Source organism: Novosphingobium aureum, from assembly GCF_015865035.1.
Taxonomy (GTDB): Bacteria; Pseudomonadota; Alphaproteobacteria; order Sphingomonadales; family Sphingomonadaceae; genus Novosphingobium; species Novosphingobium aureum.
The window spans coordinates 305,114-322,486 of sequence record NZ_JADZGI010000001.1 but is presented as its reverse complement, the minus strand read 5'-3'; the positions used below and the strand labels follow the sequence as shown (position 1 = coordinate 322,486).

The window sequence follows — 17,373 nt, the reverse complement described above, 5'->3', positions numbered from 1 at the left end:
ATGGGCGCATGCGTACCGACCACACGCGCCCCTCATTTTTTGACCAGTCGTGCGGCAGCTACTCGCCGCTGTCTTCTCGCCGCCTCTCGAGAAAGTCTTCGACGCCAGAGCCCTCGACATCTCCTGTGTGGAGCTTTGCCAGAGCCTGGGCCTGGGCAACAGTTTGCGCCGCGGTGCGCAGCACTGCTCCATGCCTGGTAAGCTCGAAGTAGACCGTGTAACCGGCCTTCAGCCCCAGTTGCTGATACACAAGGGCAGGAATCCTTATCCGACCATCCGCTGCAACCTTTACTCGCATGTCCATCTCCCTGCCTCGGTTCCTCAGCGGTAGCGAAGCCTGTTTCATACCACAGATCAGACTTTCCTCGGTTCGGCCCATTTCTGGAATTCGGGCTTGCGCAGATTCTCGACCAAACAGCCCCTTGTCGGCGAACTTTACGCCCCGTTGCATGGCTAAATTCAGGGCGGCAACGTGATGCAGCTTGAGCCTCTTCGCGATCTCGGTCGTTCCGATGAACCGCTTTGCCAAGATGACCGCATCCACCATTCGAATGTCGCGAAAGGGTTTGCCCGGGCCCAACAGGAAGTCGCTGTAGCGTGAGAAATTGGTGGGCGAGAGGCCGAGAATATCCGCGCACTCCCGCTTGCTGACCGGTACGTCCGCCCAATCCATTTCGCTGTTAAGCGCGAATGCCGGTGCCTTCAGATCGACGTTCCCGGGCAAACGAATGCGCTCCGCGATCGGCCCTTGGCCTGGAGCAAGCGCCGCAGCAAGTTCGCCGTTGGCTATGGCGGCGAGAACAGCGGCCCAGGGCTTGGGACGTCCGCCCAACTGCACCATGAGATCCGAAAGCCGAACTGGGAACCGTCGGTCAGACACCCCGAGATTGCCGCAAAGGCGCCGCGTGAACTGCGCAAGCGAAGCCTCGTCGACGGTATGCTTGCCTTTCCGGCCAGGCGGCAAGGGTGCCTCGTTGATCAAACCCAACCACATCAGTTCGCGCAGGGCGTAGCCGGGAATGCCCAGGTTGGCGGACGCGCGGACCAGACGCTTGCTAGGCGTCTGTTGACGGGCCAGCTGCTCGATGGCTTCCCTGTCGAACAGCACATGCAACCTCTGCCCATCGAGCGCCAGGACCGAAGGCAGTTCACCGGCGCGCCGCATTTTGACGATTGTACGCAAATGCGCGCCCGACGCCTGCGAGGCCTGATGTGCGGTCAGCCCCCTGTTCCTCGCCACACGACATTCTTCGATGAAGTCGCAGAGCAAAGCTTGGGGCACCGGCGACGGACTCGACACCCGAGCCCGCGAAAGGAGCCGGTGGCTCGCCCCGCCATTCCCGTCGCCTCGTTGCTTCGCATGGGCGTTGATCCGGCCGGCCAGAAGTGCCTCAAAGGCGTTCGGCCATCCGCAAAGCAAAGGCCAGGTTTGCGCCAGAGCCGCGACGATGAGCTTTGCCGGCTCCCCCAGCGTGGCGGTCTGGCGCCCCAGCGGCCTCGCCGTGCGATGATCGACCACCGTCGCAAGCGCGCAAGCAAGTTCAAGCAAATCGGCGCTTTCCATCCCGGCGAGCCGACGAGGCAGCTGCGCTCGAGAAGCCTTCCGTCGGGACGGGTCGGGATGGATGAGACCGACAAGGCCTTCCAGCCCTGCTCGATGTTCCTCGGGCACGCATGTCGTCTGCCCCCTCACCAGGGGCTCGCCACACAAGTCGCACAAGTCAACGCCCAGAGTGCGGCGCCATTCCAGACGGTGGTTGCACGAAGGGTTCGGGCACAGGTCCAGCAGGTATTCCCAGCTCTCCTCGCAAAACGGGAAGATCCGGACATTCCAAAGCGCCCGGTGATGCGCGGAATTGGCAAGGCTGGTGGGCGAGTAACGCCGATAGGCAAAATGCAGCAGATCCCGGGGCACTTCGACACCGAACATGTTGAGAGCCGCCGCGCCGAGCGACCAGTTGGGGGAATGGTGATGAAGTTGTGCGGGGTCGACACGCAGGCAATCCGCGAGCACGTCCAGCCCCTCCTTGCTGCAAAAGGAAGCATGCTGGCGGCCGGTTGCCTCGGCGCCGGCGAGCTGCGTCAACTCCGCCATGCGCGGAAAGTGATGCGCCGCCGCTATGCGCGCCACATAGCCATCAAGAGACTCTCCCTCGATGATCGGCATCGCGCGAGACACGCGCCAAGGAGCCACGCTCTCCATCAGCGTGCCTCCTTGAACGGATTGTAAGTGCAGAACTGGCGCCGGATGCAATACGCGTCCACAGCTTCGGCCAGATCGTCGACATGAATGCTTTCGCGGCCATCGTGCAGGGCAGCGCCCATTGCGTGGCGCACGATCTTCGCAATTCGCCGTAGGCGTCCTTCCGAAGCTTTCCAGAGCGGCTCCGCGACGTGTTCACTGGCCAGGCCGGAAAGCCGCGCCGTCAATCCTTCCTTGACCATGGCCGTGTCGAGCTCGGAGACAAAATCGATGAAGAGGGCCCGTTCGCTTTTCATCTTCCATCGCATCGGCAACAAATCGATTTCGTCGTCCAACCGCTCCATCAGTTCGGGGGCAGAACCGAGCACATCTCCTGCGTCCTCGGATCCAACGAAAGCAACGGGTGCGATGCCGGCATCCATGATACGCTGGCGAATTGCCGTAGCGATAGCCCGGCTCATGGTCGGGCGGCGGTTCGCTCGGTTGAACTCGTCAAAGACGAATAGCTGCACGTCGCAACGTTCGGCCTCAGCAATCGCCCTCGACCATCGAACTTTCTCCGAACCGGCCTCGGGCCGTGCCGCCCCCAGGGCCCGCAGGATCGATGTCGGCACGGAATCCGTCGTGCCCGCGTGATCGATCTCGACATGCAACAAGGGTAAGTCCCCCTGCGCAGCGCAGGCCTCAAGGCGTGACCGGAGGGCCTCGACGGCCTGTGTCTTGCCGCAGCCATGCGGTGCGACCATCATCGCACCTCCGCACGGAGCTCCAGGCGGGCGTCCGATTGCGGCGATCCGCACCTCGTCCAGCGTTGCGACCGCCGTCGTCTGGGGGGTATAGTCGACCCGGATCGCATCAAATCTGGCTTTGGCCGTGGCGACCCGCTCGACACGCTGCGAATGGGTTTCCTCGTGGTCATAGGAAAAATGGGCAGGGCCACTCATTGATAGCCTCCCTTCTTCGCAAAAGTTCGCCCGCTCTCTGACGGGAGGCTGATCCCCGCTTCGCCCTCCTCGCGCCGCTCCTCGGCAATGCGCCGCGCTCGTAGGGCCTTGTTCTTAATCGCCGGCTTGGGCGTCGGCCGGGAAGAGAGAATTTCCTGATCGACACAGGTGAGCGCCGCGCGGTCGGTGCCGATAAAGTCGCTCAAAGAGCTCTGAGGCAGATCGGTATCAAGCAGGTGCACGAGATTGCCTGTGATGCTTCGAATCCGCGGGATTTCCAACAATTCGCCCAGGCGCTTGCGAGACTCGGCTCGCGCAGCCGGGTGAATGCACTCCCTGACCGCCTGAATGGTTCGCCCGCGGGCCAGCAAGCGCTGCTCTTCGGTGTTGAATGCCTGGCTCTGATCGCGCGCTTCTTTGGCGATTTTCTCATGTAAAAAGAGAGGCATTCCATCCGCGTAGCGCTCGTTGCTGCACTTGAGGACGACGTATTTGCGGGTAACTCGATTCCAGACATAGATCCGGCTGATGTCCATCGGATCATAACGAAAATCGATGGTAGCCGTCGCATCATCCCGCATCGACCGGCGTGGCTCGAGGCAAGCCAAATCGTCCAGCAGCAGGTGCAGACGTTCTGCTATCCCGACGCTACTGCAATCTGGACATTCAGTTGCAACCGAGAGGCCGGGTACAAGGTGCGCGCGCTGCGCCATAATGGCCGGATAAATTGCTGAGCCGGACGGAACTGCCGTCCGGCTCAGCAAGCGTTATTCCTTCAGCACGAACTTGTCTCCGGAATAGACCCTTACCGCATTGCCGCGTTCGAGATCTTGATGGGCCTGCCATTGCGACCGTTTTTCACTGTCATTGGCTCGCCCACGCCGTTCTTCCAACATGATCGCCAACTTCATTCGCGCCAGCCTTCGGTTGGCGTGTTGGGATCATTGCTCCTGAGCCGTGGCCACGAGGCCAGTCGGCCGATGCGTGGCCCGAACCGCACTGTCTCTCTTGTTGACATGCTGGCCACCTGGGCCGCTGGAACGCATCGCCTGATAATCGATATCCCCATCCTTCAGGTCGATGATCGCGTCAGGCTCGGGCGCAAGCGCTACGCCAACAAACCAGTTCCGCCGCTTGTGGCGTGGGCGAAAGGGGCTGGTCCCGATCCACCGGTTGGAACCTATGCGCGTAGCAGCAAAGCTTGATGCTGCCTCGCCCTTGATGCGAAGGAGGATGGAGGCTGGCAAATCCTCCAAGCCATCGAGCGCTTCGCATTCAAGGCCCATGCCCTTAGCTTCCTTTGCGAAAGCGCGCGCCAGTTGTGCCACTACCCAGTGGCATTCCTTCGGGCCCTTGCCCGCCGTGAGGTGCAAGATCACTTCGCTCATGTCGCCCTCGTCTTGTAGCTGAGAAGGGGACGAAGTTTGGCGATGACACGGATTAGGCCGGCCCCCTCCAGATCGGCGATGACCATGCCGATGTCCTTGTAGGCATGAGGAGCCTCTTCGAAGATCAAGCGGCGATCCTCGCAGATGACATGGCTGCCCAGCGCGGTGCGCTGCATGTCCGCGATGTTAAAACGGCGCGAAAGGCGGGCATGGGCATCCTTGCGGCTCCACTTACGGCCCGCGCCATGGGCGAGCGAATGGAGGGCCTTGTCGGCATTGTCCGCGATAGGTTCCACCAGATAGCTGAAATCCCCTCGCGAGCCCGGGATGGTGACTAGGCCCCGATCAGCAGGCGCAGCCCCCTTGCGGTGCAACCACCCGCCTTGATGGGGCGAGACGCTGTTATGGCAAATGTCGAGCACCTTTCGGCCGTCAATGCCAAGACTTTCGCAAAAGCGCTTGGCGATGATCTGACGGTTCACAACCGCCCATCCCAGAGCAGCATCATGCTGGGCAAGATAAGCCGTGGCCTCTGTGCTTTTCGCAGGTATTCCACGGCTGATTTCCAGCTGTCGATGGGCTTGCAGGACGGCTTGCCCCAGTCCTCGCGAACCGCTGTGCACCATCATCCAGACCCTGTCGTGCCGCAAGCCAAGAGCCGCAAAGCGCGCCTCGTCCGCCACCACCTCGATCCGCTGAAGTTCGACGAAATGGTTGCCCCCGCCAATGGTGCCCAGCGCGGGACTGGCCAGTTCCGGAGGCAACCCCGCTTCTGTCAGAGCCGCTTGGCCATTGCCCGACCAAGGAGCGTCCAGCCCCTGCAGTTTGCGCTCTACGGTCCCGAGCCGGAACTTGCGCAATGGCGATGTGGTCTCCCACAAGGACATGCCGCAGCCGATGTCACTGCCGACCAGGTGGGGCCAGATGCGATTCCGTGACCAGAAGGCCGCCCCCACGGCAATACCATTGCCGGCGTGGAGATCGGGCAGGCCTACAACGCGGTCTATACCCTCGTAATCCGCCGTTGCCTGGAGTTGGTCGAGTGAGAGGGGATCGAACCGCGATGGATCGTTAGCGATCAGGGAGATTGAACTCATCGCGCGCCTCCCCGGTCATTGACCATTCCAGAGACCAGCACCGCATCAAGCTTGGCCATGTCCTTGAGAATTCCGTCACGCGGATCGACGAAAAACTCACGACGTCGGAACCATTGGCCTTGGCGCCCGAGAACCTGGCCTTCGAACATCCACTCGCCATAACGCCCGATCGAAATGCGGGTCAGTACGAAATCCTCGATATGTTCGCGTACGTGCATCTTGACCGTGCTGCCCGTGTCGAGCTTGGCGCAGATCTCGCTGAAAACGGCATCCCACTGACGCCCGCGCTGGCGCCGCAGGTAGCGAACCAAGGGGGCGAGGTTCTCATTCAATGACTTGGTGTAGGGCGCACTGATGCGGACATGGCGCTTGAGCCCGATATGACGTGCGTCGGCGTGAGGTATCCTTTTCAATTTGGGAGAAGCGGCGTGGCTCGCACCCCAGTGGGGGCGTTCGACGATCACCTTGAACATGTCATCACGCATGACAAGCCTCCCCGAAGAGAGTTGTGACAACGACGGAAAGTTTGGAAAAATCAGCGACGCGAAGGTCGCCAAAAGCAATCAGGCGAGCAGTGTCGCCCTTGTGGCAGTTGCCCATGCAATCTGTTCCTGAACACAGGGAAATGAGAATTTGTTTTCGTCGCGGTCAAATGCTGCGCGCATGATATTCTCCTTTCCTCGTTCAAAAACATGCCGATATTGGCTGGCGTTCACTTATTGCAGATTGCCGATAGACGCAAGGCCGGAGTCTCAACCATTCGGAATGAACCCCAGAACCCGGCTTTCGACCCTTCTCCGTCGCTCAGCGGCAGAATTACCCATACCAGTAGCGGACACCTCGCGGCTGCGCTGAGGCCAGGCATTATGTCTGCAACGTTGGACGTTTGCGACATTCGGGTCCGGTGGTGTTCACTATCCTTGGCAGACAGAACCACTTCGCGGGGGAAATTCGTTCGAAAGTGTCGCCGAGCAATTGGCGTGGCCGAGAGACAAGGCTTGGAATGGTGCCGCCTATCCTTACGAGGTACAGGTACGAACGATTTTGCAGCATGCGTACAGTGAGCTGACACACGACAGGATCTACAAACCCAGCGTTACTGCAACTCCGGCTTTGAAGCGCGCCGCGGCGAAAAGCATGGCTCTCATTGAAGCCACAGACGGGTTCTTCTCTCAGGTTTCTCGCACAATCAAGGGGATGACCGCGCCCGACCGAGCGCTCGCGAAATTTTTGGCAGAGCGATACACCCAGTTCGTTGGAGCCGTGGGTGTCGGAGGGCCCTTAAACACCTTGCTTATCGACCACTAAAAACAGTTCTCTGGTGAAAGATATTCAAGACGATTTAGAGCTTTGGGTCAGCAAAAAACCTTATATGGAAGAAAATTGTTCAATAAATGGTGAGAGAAAGCAACCTGCACAGGGTGTCATTTATTTTTCTCGTGCACTTCTCCGCAGGAAACAGACCAAAAATGGCGCTGCAGGACAGCCCACTAGTGGTCAGATTGCAACGGATAAGTCCCTTTTGAAGGCCGCGAAATGGCTGATTTCCAGCAATGCTGGCGGAACCATCCGATTGAATCTAACCACTAGATGACGAGGAATTGGAGCCGATTTATCCGGACCTCGGGCTAGCCATTTACGGCTGAGGCCGTATGAGATGGGGCCGGCTATGCGCAAGTTGCGGAACGCTCGTCGACTTTCTAGACACGAATATCGGCAGGCGACGTCAGTTCCGCCTCAATACGGGTTCCCGTAGCGCGTTCCTCATTCGAAAATCCATCATACCTGGACAGCGGACCGAAATCGATGTCAGTGAGCAATTCGATCTGCCGGACACTACGCTGGTAAGTCTTGAATTTGCCGAAGGCGGCTTCAAGACTTCCAAGTTCGCGCTTCTGGTCGATCATGTAGGCTGTAGCTGAGGGTTTCCCGTCATCGCCGAGGAAAGCCACGACCTTCCAGAACGCCGTTGGGATTAGCACGCCACGGTACAGGCGGTCGTCATCGCGAAATATCGGCCCCGAAAACACTGTAACCCGCTCGGCCCAGCGTCGCGTATTGTCGAGGATGTATTTCTCGAGGCTCAACCAGGTCTGCTGATTAAATCCTGCCATCTGAGGCGCGCAGTTGGTGAAGTGAAATGTATCCTCGTTGGCGGTCTCCGCGTCGTCCCCCCAATTGGGATCTTCGCGGCGTACGAGGTGGCCGCGATCGAGCAGATTTTCAGCATAAAGGTCCTCGCCGATCTGTTGGTCGATGCCGATGCGCCCATCGAGCGACCATTTGTCGGCGCCTCGCTCGATCGACACCGAACGTGAGCCATCAATATTAACCCCGACGAAGATCGCCATGCGGCGTTCCCTCGACATCGTCACAGAAAAATGTTGGTAGTCAAGACGATCGGGGTAACGGCCGGATGTCGGCAGGACGTCCCGTGCACGCTCGCCGACCAGACGCGGCCAGGAGACCGCAAAATCTCCCAGAAATTCCGTCGTATATCCTTTCCGCTCCGAAAGGGTTTCCGGAGCCGTGACACGAGGCCCCCGGCGCCGTGCCTCGAGTGCACCTTCGAGCCCCGTAGCCGCTTCTTCGGCCGGGCCCAGACGCTTTAGATCGACGAGACGCGGCGTATAGTTAGGGTCGAAGCTCATTTCGGTTCTCCGTACTTTGGCTAAGATCGAAGGCGGCGGCCATAGAACCGCACAAGACGGGCAACTTGATGCCCGCTTCCCCGGTTCGAATTTTCTTGTGCTAGGTAGTCGAGCAGCTTGCCAAGCAGGCCGAAGCGATCTGCCGTTTCGATCAGCGTGCCCGTCCAGCGACTGCTGTCGCGCTGCAGCGACGCCGCGAAGGGCTGTGTGGTAAGTTCACGCGGCCACAACCTAACGCTGAGTTCTGCTTCGTGGATGAATGCGCGAAGCGCGTCGTTGGGCGCGCTTTGCGCAGCGGCCTGCACCAACGGATAGAGTTCCGGGCTTATCCCGCGCAGCCGGCTGGCCGTGGCCGGATTAGCGAATGCGGCGGGTCCTGCCTCAACATATGCCTGTCGCGTCCGCCCCGCTTCGAGGTCGGACAGCGTGTGACGGTGCGATGGGCCGCGATGAATGGAATTCAGGACGTCGCGTGCATGGGAAGGGATTACGAGGTCGTTGCGCACCAGGGTGTCTTCGGGACGTGCAAATTCAGCGCTGAGGTATCGAAGCAGCGTGAGCGACACGCGCGCGCGCCGGCCCCCGCGCGCAGTCGCTCCATCGTGCCGGGCCAACTGGCGAACCCGCAACGCTTCGGTCGTGTCGGTGGGCGCATCGTCGAACCATCGCTCATGATAGTCGCGCAGCATGTTCGGCGGATTTGAGCCCAGCAGGAGGATAATCGCCTGGATAGCCTGAGCTAGGCTTATTGATTGTTTGCGGTTGGGATTGAGCGGACGGCTCCATTCAACCTGCCGCAGCAGATTCTCGACGCGGTCGATGATTTCCGTCGCAAAGCCCCGTTCGTTGGAGGTACCCATGACGGCGAGCGATACGCGCCAGATCGCAAAATCGGTCAGATCGGGCGGCATTCTTCGCGAGCGCCAGTGGCCGAGCAACACTGCATCCACGAATTCGTCGAGAACGTTCTGGCGTATCCAGGCTAGATGTTCGATGTCGGCCGCAGCGAAAGCACGCTCAGCTTCAACACTGGGATTGGCAATCGCGTTTGCCGACGGGCGGCGATCTTCGGCCGAATTGCCTCCACGGGATCGCGTGCCGCGCTCGCGTAGTATCTCTGCCTCCACTCTGTCCTCGACGGTCAACGTGTCGAGCTCGTCGGCTTCGAGCCCCTTACCCGATGCAATCTTCAGTCGGGCACGGTAGCGTGCCGGCAAATCGGCGCTATCCTGTCCGAGCTCAGAGGCTAGCAAGCGTAGGGTTTCATCATCGAGCTCCAGCGACGGCTCCGCAAAAACACGATGATAGAGAGCTTCGACATCCTGTTCGGCGGACGAGAGATAGTGGTCGCGATGGGCGGAATAGAATTCTGCCGCTGCCTTATGAATCTTGTGGGCCTTGTCTCCCTCGGCTTCGTTCATCGAGCCGAATATAAGGCGCCTCAAATCGCGTCTGTGACGGATCGTCATGGGAGTTCCGGCAGGCTCGACGAGCCATATCTGGGCCGCAAGATCACGAAAGAGTTTTTCCGCCCGATCAGATGTAATGTCCCGGAGTCCGCAAGGCTTGGCGAGCACTTGCTTGATCAGTTCCGGAGAAACCCTACGAAGGACGAGGCCGGGGTGAGCGATCTTTATCAGATCAGGATCGTCAGACCTGATCCGGCCAAGGATACGCTTGTAGAGGTAATGCTGCGCGAAATGCACGTTGAAGATCCGGTTACCGGCATCCTCCAAAAGTCGCTGAGCTGCTTTGGGACCTTCCTCGCCAAGATAGAGGCCCAGCACGTTGAGTGTGAGCGGATTGCCACCATAATGCTCGACTAGCTCTCGACCCGGTAGCTGCTCGATCGGGAATTGCGATCCTTTGAGATGGCGTTCCAGCAAGCGCACCGCTGATTTTGGCCCAAGGTCGCCCAGGCTAATGTGGGGTGCCTTCATTCCTTCAGCCCAACCGGTGAAACGATCTTCGGTGCGGCCACTGAGAATTGCGCGAAGCTCCGTTGCACCGCCTTCGGTCGCCAGGCCTCTGATCCAGCGGATTACTTCCTCACCGCGACCATCGTCATGAACCAGTATTTCCTCTAGCGTATCGAGGACGAGAACAATGGTGCGGTCCCGCAAGGCCTGCGCTAGACCGTGGCTGTTCCAATCGGACCAATCGACGCTTTGGCGTACAAATCGACCGGTAGCACTTTCGAAGTAACCGCGGATGTCGGCATCGTGCCGGCTTTCGGTTGCTGCTCGAAAATCGGCGGTGCGTGCCGCGAGCGCGGGAATAACCAGACCAAGCTGGCGCGCGAATTCGAGCGTCAGGGCTGTAGGATCGGTCTCTGCGAGTACTGCACGATCGAAGTCGAGCCAGATAATCGGGACGCCGTCGCCCAAGCGCCGGCGGCTGCGTCTAACAAATTCGGCGAGTAGGGCTGACTTGCCGACGCCCCCCGTTCCGCTAATCATCAGGATCGGCAATTCGCCGCCACGCGGCTCTTCGACGAAACGGCGCAGTCTCCGCAGATAATGATCGCGCCCGATCAGTCCCCGCGGGAGGAGAGAGCGGATCGCCTCGCGTCGCTCGCCGCTTGCGACGGCGCGCTCGATCGCGGCGAGTTGATCATCCTTCGAGCCGACCGTCGCTGCAAATTGGATAGCGCTATGGATTACATCGAGCTCGCCCAGGCTCGCTTGTTCTGGAATAGTGAGCCGTCCGAGCACGGAATCTACGAGGTAACGTCCGAAGGAGTCGTTCGGCTCGGCTGAAGTTGCGACCGATTCCAGCCGGCCATCATCCCATAGTTTGTGCAATACGCGGCGACGCGAATCCGGATTGAGCTGCCAGCGCGGCAAGCCTTCTGACAGGACCTCGACGCATTCCTTGCCAAGCGCGGTCAGGATTTCGATCGCAGTGCCATCCTCTGGCGAACCGACCAGGCTGATCGGATCGAAAGAACCAAGCATCGCTACCTGTTCAAGCGCCTGCGTCCACTGATCGCGCACTGGTTGCGAGGTGAACAAGGGAGCAACATCGCGTATCATGGCTGACCTGTCGGGAGACCAGCACCGGTCAAAAGAGCCCTGGCCACGGCCTCGACGAGCGGCGATCCCGCGTTGTTGGCCCAGTTCATGACAAATTCGGCAAGCGTTTCGATCTCATCCTGGTTCTTCATGATGCCTTCGGAAACGTATTTGCGACTGAGATAGTCCTCCACTTCCTGCCGGTTAAACGGTGTGATGTCGTCGTAGATCGTGGTTAGCGGCTTGGCTGCCGGCACTTGGCCGCGCTGTCCGATGAGCACCAGGCGCAGGAAAGGGTAGCTTGCTATGTCGCTGAAGAGCCGTTCGAGCATTGACGTCGTCGAGCCCGCGGCAACGGGATGGCTGTCGAGATCGTCGAGCACGAGCCAAACGAGCCGTGCGCCGGCAAAGTCACGCAAGGCCTGCAGCACTGCTGGGAGCAGGTGATCGCGCGCCCAGGCCTCTGGGGCCGTATCAGGTTCGTCATCGGGAAGCTGAGTGGGAGAGAGCCGCATAGCTTCTATGAGCTGCTGGGCGAAGCGCCGTGCCTCGAGCGGTAAGGCGGAGGCGCTGAAAGCAAGAATCGCATTGCTGCTCTCATCGAGCATCGTGCGCAAGATCGATGTGCTGAAGGTCTTGCCGCTGTCGGGCGCGCCGCGCACCACGATAATTCGCGCCATTCCTGAAAGGGCATTCATGACGCTGGCCTGAAACAGCTCCCGTCCGACAACCGGCTCACCTGATGCCGCTATACGCCAGATGGGGTCGAGGCCAATGACCTGCTCAATGATATCGGGCCTGGCGCGCCCTGCGATGCAGGCGGTGGGGACCGCCCCGTTCATCAGGGCGACACCTGTGTCGTCCTTGAACGTGCACTGATGCATCGCCACCGGATTAAAGGTCTTGTCGAGAATGAGCCCCCCCGACGAACCATCTAGCGCGTTGGCACTGTGCCGGAGCCTTGTCTCGACTGCCGCAGGCCACAGAGCAAGGCCGGCGCCGTTGCCGGCGTGCATCTGGTCGCCCTTGGGGTGCTGGAACAGCATGATCTGCCCACCCCCAGGTCCTACGGACGGCAGGCGTTGGTTATCGAGCCGGTAGAAGCCGCGCTCGCGACCAACCGGCTTGTCAAGACGCACGATGGCGTAGTCGAGTCGATCCCTGAACGATTCCGGGTCGGCTGCATCAAATTGGGCGGCTAACGCAGCGGATCGTTCGAGATCGTGGCAGTCGCTCGTGTCGATAAGCCAGGCTTCTGGCACGCCACATTGTCGCCGTTGACTATAGCGTCCGACCGCATCGAACACGACCGACAGATGCTGGGCACTGCCCGCAAGAGGCAGTCCCGCGTTATCGAGAAGAGGCTGAACGACATGGCGCGCAGTCAGCACTGCCTGTGGACCGACGAGAAAGCCAGTGCCCCCCGACGGCGGGTCGCCGTCGATGCCGATCCAACAAACACGCCTCAGGGCCGTGATCGTGCCGATGTGGAGCAGGCCGGCTGCAAGCAAGCCGAGCTGGGGCTGCACAATCCCTTGCAACTGGACCTGCACGGCAGCCGGCGCCGGGACGGGGACCGCCGCCGTTGGATCGCGAAATGCATCGGCGAGTACGAGACGCTCGGCCAGCTCGTCGAACCAGTTATCGCCGCGCGCGGTTTTCAACGCTTCGAGATAGGGTGTGGCCAGCGGCGATAGCAGCGTGGTGATCTTGAATATGCGGCTTCCGTGTTTGCCCGCGAGTTCATCGTAGAGAATCTCGAGCTCGGCGCGCGGCATCGTGATCGCTGCGGCCATATTGGCGAGGGCTGCATCATCTGGCGCCGTCATTCAATGTTGGTCCATTGCACGGAAGCGTCTGCTAGGATGGGTGCGCGACCTCGCAGAGACGCAAGTGCGTGTGCATAGTTCTCCGTTAGCCACTGCCCCCCGAAATGCAGCCCGACGATATCCTGGGGCGCGAGCGCACCGATGATTGCCGATCCCGAATTGCCGGCAAGCGTTGTTGCGTCGTGGGAAAATACGCGTCGCTCCGTGTCTGCCTGGTGGCTCCCGACAGCGGCGCAGACATCCCCGGGCGCAGCGTATTTGGTGCCATAGTCGGCTCCAAAAAGGACATTGAGCCGCGCTGTCACGTCGGCGTCTATGCTCCCATCCGTGCGGGTGGGCAGGGACGCTGGTTGGGCCGGATACCCCACAACCAGGACGGTCTTGCCGGCATCGACGCTCGTTGGATCGCCATCGATGGGCAAGGCCGGTGGGAGCGCCTTGGCTGCCGCATTGGTTGTCTCGACGCCGAGGACCGCGACATCGAGGTCGGCAAGATCAATTCGGTCGAAATCTATGTCGTCGCGTCCGGCGCCAATCACATCGACGATGCGAAACCGAGTGTCTGCGGTCTGGGAAGAGGGTCTTTCAGCGAAGTCGATCGTGACTGCGTCGCTCGTTAACACCCAGCGGTCAGGTCCAGTCCGCCGTGGAACCGGCGCGGCGAAGGTCTGCAGTACATGCCGGTTGGTGAGGACCAGGCCTGCACCGATCACATAGCCCGTACCGACGTGCATGCCATCGCAATCGATCCGGCCGATGCTGCCTAAGTGGGATTCGATGACGCCCGTTCCCAGCATAAGGGTAAACCGGTCGCGCCAGTCGGCGCCTCTCGGATCGTTCACGTCGATGTGACCGCCCCTTATCCTCAAGGCCGGCCGGTCGGTGAGCCGCACAAGCGCTTCGAGACCCATGCGCGCTTTACTGCTCCACTCACCGACCCCGCCCGCGAGGCGGTCGAATGCTTCTTCGACTCCCTCAAGGATATGCCTGTCGATCGATGATCCCGTGTCCCTGGGGCCGAGAATCTGCTCGAGGCGGTCGAGGCTGTGTTTGCGCGCTTTGGCATCCGCCGGGCCGACGACACGGCCCAACCCTTCGAGCCCGATCCCGGTGCGGCTAATAATTGCGGGGCGTCTAGGCACGACTATGCGCGACGGTGGTATGACTGGCCGGCTCGCGGCAGCTCCCGGTTCCTCGGAAAAACTGCGCAGTCGTGCATCCTTGGCGGCCCGGGCGGCCGTGCTCAGCGCCGGCGAGGGGCGGGTGGCCAGCCATTTGGCTTCGGCAATGAGCGTGGCGGGCGGGGCTCCGAGGCTGGCCTGGGCAAGCGCAATGGTCGCGACTTCGGCTTGATAGCGGGGCCAGTCGAACGAAGGGTCGTTGGCGGAGGGGCCGAACTCATCGTCGAGGAACTCGTCCATTTGCGGCCGAGCGTGAGCCGATTCCGGGGCACCTTGCGCGATCGAGGCAAGCGGCAGGACGGTGAGGGCGCCCGCGTCGGCAACGCCCGCCCCCAAACACTCGGCATCCCAGCCGCCCGGCCTGCGAGCCGTCTGCTTGAGTGCGGCGCGAAAGAGAGCCTGGACGCTTGTACCGCGGCGGCGCGCCTCGTCGATCACTGCTTCGCGGCCATGCGCGCCGAGCCACAGCGCGGCGATGCCGGCAACGAGTGCAGTCGCGAAGGATGTTCCTTGGCCTGGCGCAACGCCTGAGACAGGATCGGATGCGCGCGCGCTGGGCCCGCCAGACGAGTTCGCCAGGAGCAGAAATATCGACCGCGGCACCACGGCTGCTGCCCTTCCAGGGCTCATCATCGCTGTTCGTGCCGGCAACGGCAATGACTTCGTTGTAGCGGGCCGGCCAGACGACGATGCCGACACAATTCCCAGCCGCCGCGACGACGATTATGTCGTCTGCGATGGCTTGCTGGATAGCCCGATGGAGCGCACGGCTAGGAACGCCGCCCAAGCTCATCGAGATCACATGGCAGCCGACCCTTCCCGCATGGGCGACAGCTGCGGCAACGGGAGCCGCATTGAAGATCTTCACGTCATCGAGACAGCGGATGGGTACGAGCTCGGCCGCCGGTGCAGCGCCGGTAATTATGCCGCCCGCGCGGCTCGCCAATACACTGGCCGTCCCGGTTCCATGCCCGGGGTTTGCTGCGCCATCGCGCAATGGATCGGTTGGATCTCCAGTCCCGTTCAATGCGTTCCAGGCCAGATCGAGTCGGAGCATGTCCGGCTCGATCTCGTCGTGCGTGGCAACGCCGCTGTCGGGCTGTCCAACAAGAATGCCTTCGCCCCGACTCAGCGCCCAAGCGGTCGGCACGCCTGTCCTGGTAAGCGCCCATGTGCGATCTGTCGGAGGTTCGGTTGGAACCCAGCAAAGCGGGCCCAGTACTTGCGCCGATTCCGTCTCGCGCAGGGGCGGCCCCGGCAATGGATCGGCAAAAAAAGGCGTATCAAGATCGGGTTCCGCGCTCACAAGGCCAAGCGCGTCGCAAAGCTCATAACCAATCGAGAACATATCCCGACGGGGAAGAGTTGGCTCAACTCCCTGAAATCGCAAGATGAGGAACTTCTCCAGTCCCGGCCCTTCAAAAGGCGCCAGAACGAAAGCCTCGCTCTTGAGAAGTGCTGAAAGCCGCAAACGCTCTAGATCCGCGTCAGCTATTTGCCCAAACTCGAGTACGTATCGCAACTCATCGGCCGGAAATGCTGCGCTACCTTCTTGCGTGACCGCGGCCCCGTGCAACAGGGCTCGCAACAGATCCATTGCGGTCATCGGTCGGAAAGCCCGGCCGTTTGGCATGCACCGCGTCTCGGGTGCCAAGCCACATTTCCTACGTTGTTGATGAATTCCATCACCGCCCCCTGCGGCACCAGATTAACAAGTCCTCAGCTGATCCACAAACCCGAATTAGAAGTATCTATATAGTGCTTCGCTAAGGAATGGCCGCGCCCAAGGCACCTGACCAAACCGCGCGTGACGCCGAAACTTTGCTCGAAGCCCTCGACGGCAGTTTCGCACAATTCTGTTCATTCCCTCTCGAGCGAAAAATAGCAGCCTTAGGAGAGAACGGACATTTGAGCTAATGCCGGCTCCCTGACGACGCTCAGGGAGTCGGTCTGCCGCCTGAACCACCGGCAGCTATAAATTCCCCGGTTGGCTCCCTCAAACGACGGCTATGTTGGCGATTTATGTCATTGAACAGCAGGCGTTTGAATACCTGGTCGCGCCATTTCAATGCAATCACTCCGTCTGACGCAGAACTCCAATCAGTCGCAGCGCCAATTGGTTATCGTCCGCTGCCTTCCAGCGATTGATGAACCAGCAGACGAGTTGGATGTTATCCGCCGTGTAGTGGCCCTTGCTATCAATCCGGTCGGGCGAGGCGCGCATTTGCGGGTCGTCACAGTCGCCAGCATAGCCGAGCGGCAAACCGGTAAGCGCGCAGCGATCTTCCTGTTCACCCATCAAGTGCAACAGCAGGGCTTCCAGTTCCACACGCGACAGATTGGTATTCTTTTCCTTCACCCGGCGTTCGGCCATCTGGCCGTTGGCTTGGGAAACCGTGCTGAGAATTCCATTTGCCATGTCCACCGCCGCGATTTCTCGTGGTGAGAAGGTTCTGACTGGCGACTTTCTGGAGACTGCTGCCTTGTCGCGGAAGGGCTTGGTGGAGTGCCACCGATCGAGCGGTTCGCCATTCACCAGCGCGCGGGCATAGTCGGCATAGCCGCGTCCATTAGCGATGGTTTGGAATGTTGCCTCCGTGGAGAGGAAATCCCGCGCCTTGGCGTGCAACCCCTCCCAGCGGAGTGGACGCCCTTGCCGATCTCGATCCGACCAGGGCTGGCAAGGCTTCTCGATATGCCAGATTTCCGGACCATCGCGGTTGGGATTGGTGGATGGCCGAATTTGCTGACTCAGTTCGCCCACTTCCGATATCGTCCACCAGATCGCATCGCCCTGTCGGCTGATCCAAATATCGCCTTCCGTTTCCTGCATCTCGGTGACGAGATTGTACCAGCGCCCCGCAGTCTGTCTGCTTGGGCGGTTCCCAAGCGCTGTCAAAGTGTGTTCCAGCGCAGCCTCAATGAAGCCATCGCGGTCCCCCGCCTGCCAGAAACCATGCACGGCCACGTTGTCGATGGTGATGACCGTTTGATTGGCCTTCGCTACCGGCCACAGCGCGTTGCCTTCGCCGAAATTGGCGATGTAGACTTTGCCAGTCATGCGGC

At 60.6% G+C, this 17,373-nt stretch carries 13 protein-coding genes and 1 pseudogene; 1 reads left to right on the top strand and 13 read right to left on the bottom strand.

Features of this window, described 5'->3' with window-relative positions; translation table 11 throughout:
* Nucleotides 1-58: 58 nt before the first annotated feature.
* Genes I5E68_RS01530 through I5E68_RS01500 form a run of 7 tightly spaced genes read right to left on the bottom strand, consistent with a single transcriptional unit; the run spans nt 59 to nt 6,117 of the window.
* Complete coding sequence (locus I5E68_RS01530; RefSeq protein WP_197160098.1) at nt 59-2,203, bottom strand: AbrB/MazE/SpoVT family DNA-binding domain-containing protein; 2,145 nt, start codon at nt 2,201-2,203, stop codon at nt 59-61.
* Nucleotides 2,203-3,147 carry a TniB family NTP-binding protein gene (locus I5E68_RS01525; RefSeq protein ID WP_197160096.1) on the bottom strand — a complete coding sequence of 315 codons (945 nt, stop codon included), beginning with the start codon at nt 3,145-3,147 and terminating at the stop codon, nt 2,203-2,205. Before I5E68_RS01525 ends, I5E68_RS01530 begins: the two co-directional genes overlap by 1 nt.
* Nucleotides 3,144-3,911, bottom strand: a complete 768-nt coding sequence (locus I5E68_RS01520) for a hypothetical protein (RefSeq protein WP_197160094.1) — start codon at nt 3,909-3,911, stop codon at nt 3,144-3,146. Before I5E68_RS01520 ends, I5E68_RS01525 begins: the two co-directional genes overlap by 4 nt.
* A gap of 3 nt (nt 3,912-3,914) precedes the next feature.
* Complete coding sequence (locus I5E68_RS01515) at nt 3,915-4,058, bottom strand: hypothetical protein (RefSeq protein ID WP_197160092.1); 144 nt, start codon at nt 4,056-4,058, stop codon at nt 3,915-3,917.
* 30 nt (nt 4,059-4,088) lie between these two features.
* Nucleotides 4,089-4,535, bottom strand: a complete 447-nt coding sequence (locus I5E68_RS01510) for a peptide chain release factor-like protein (protein ID WP_197160090.1) — start codon at nt 4,533-4,535, stop codon at nt 4,089-4,091.
* Nucleotides 4,532-5,632 (bottom strand): RNA ligase RtcB family protein, encoded by a 1,101-nt coding sequence (locus tag I5E68_RS01505; protein ID WP_197160088.1) that lies wholly within the window; start codon nt 5,630-5,632, stop codon nt 4,532-4,534. Before I5E68_RS01505 ends, I5E68_RS01510 begins: the two co-directional genes overlap by 4 nt.
* Nucleotides 5,629-6,117, bottom strand: coding sequence for a hypothetical protein (locus tag I5E68_RS01500; RefSeq protein WP_197160086.1), 489 nt, complete (start codon nt 6,115-6,117; stop codon nt 5,629-5,631). The genes I5E68_RS01505 and I5E68_RS01500 overlap by 4 nt, the downstream gene beginning before the upstream one ends.
* An 836-nt stretch (nt 6,118-6,953) precedes the next feature.
* On the opposite strand from I5E68_RS01500, the gene I5E68_RS01495 reads away from it, so the two are divergent.
* Entirely contained in the window at nt 6,954-7,226 is a 273-nt protein-coding gene (locus tag I5E68_RS01495) for a hypothetical protein (protein ID WP_197160084.1), read from the top strand.
* A gap of 106 nt (nt 7,227-7,332) precedes the next feature.
* Here the strand turns inward: I5E68_RS01495 and I5E68_RS01490 are convergent, their stop codons facing one another.
* The 6 genes and pseudogenes from I5E68_RS01490 to I5E68_RS01465 all read right to left on the bottom strand — a co-directional run bounded on the left by I5E68_RS01490 (nt 7,333) and on the right by I5E68_RS01465 (nt 17,368).
* On the bottom strand, nt 7,333-8,283 hold the full coding sequence (locus I5E68_RS01490) for a DNA/RNA non-specific endonuclease (RefSeq protein WP_197160082.1): 951 nt from the start codon (nt 8,281-8,283) through the stop codon (nt 7,333-7,335).
* Between the two features lie 20 nt (nt 8,284-8,303).
* Nucleotides 8,304-11,318 (bottom strand): AAA family ATPase, encoded by a 3,015-nt coding sequence (locus I5E68_RS01485; protein WP_197160080.1) that lies wholly within the window; start codon nt 11,316-11,318, stop codon nt 8,304-8,306.
* A complete protein-coding gene (locus I5E68_RS01480) occupies nt 11,315-13,126 on the bottom strand; it encodes a trypsin-like serine peptidase (protein WP_197160079.1) in 1,812 nt (603 codons plus the stop codon). The genes I5E68_RS01485 and I5E68_RS01480 overlap by 4 nt, the downstream gene beginning before the upstream one ends.
* Nucleotides 13,123-14,745 (bottom strand): trypsin-like peptidase domain-containing protein, encoded by a 1,623-nt coding sequence (locus tag I5E68_RS20345; RefSeq protein WP_323982058.1) that lies wholly within the window; start codon nt 14,743-14,745, stop codon nt 13,123-13,125. Before I5E68_RS20345 ends, I5E68_RS01480 begins: the two co-directional genes overlap by 4 nt.
* 190 nt (nt 14,746-14,935) lie before the next feature.
* A pseudogene (locus I5E68_RS20425) lies at nt 14,936-15,655 on the bottom strand (S8 family peptidase); the annotation flags it as partial.
* A gap of 726 nt (nt 15,656-16,381) precedes the next feature.
* On the bottom strand, nt 16,382-17,368 hold the full coding sequence (locus I5E68_RS01465; protein ID WP_197160076.1) for a hypothetical protein: 987 nt from the start codon (nt 17,366-17,368) through the stop codon (nt 16,382-16,384).
* Nucleotides 17,369-17,373 lie beyond the last annotated feature (5 nt).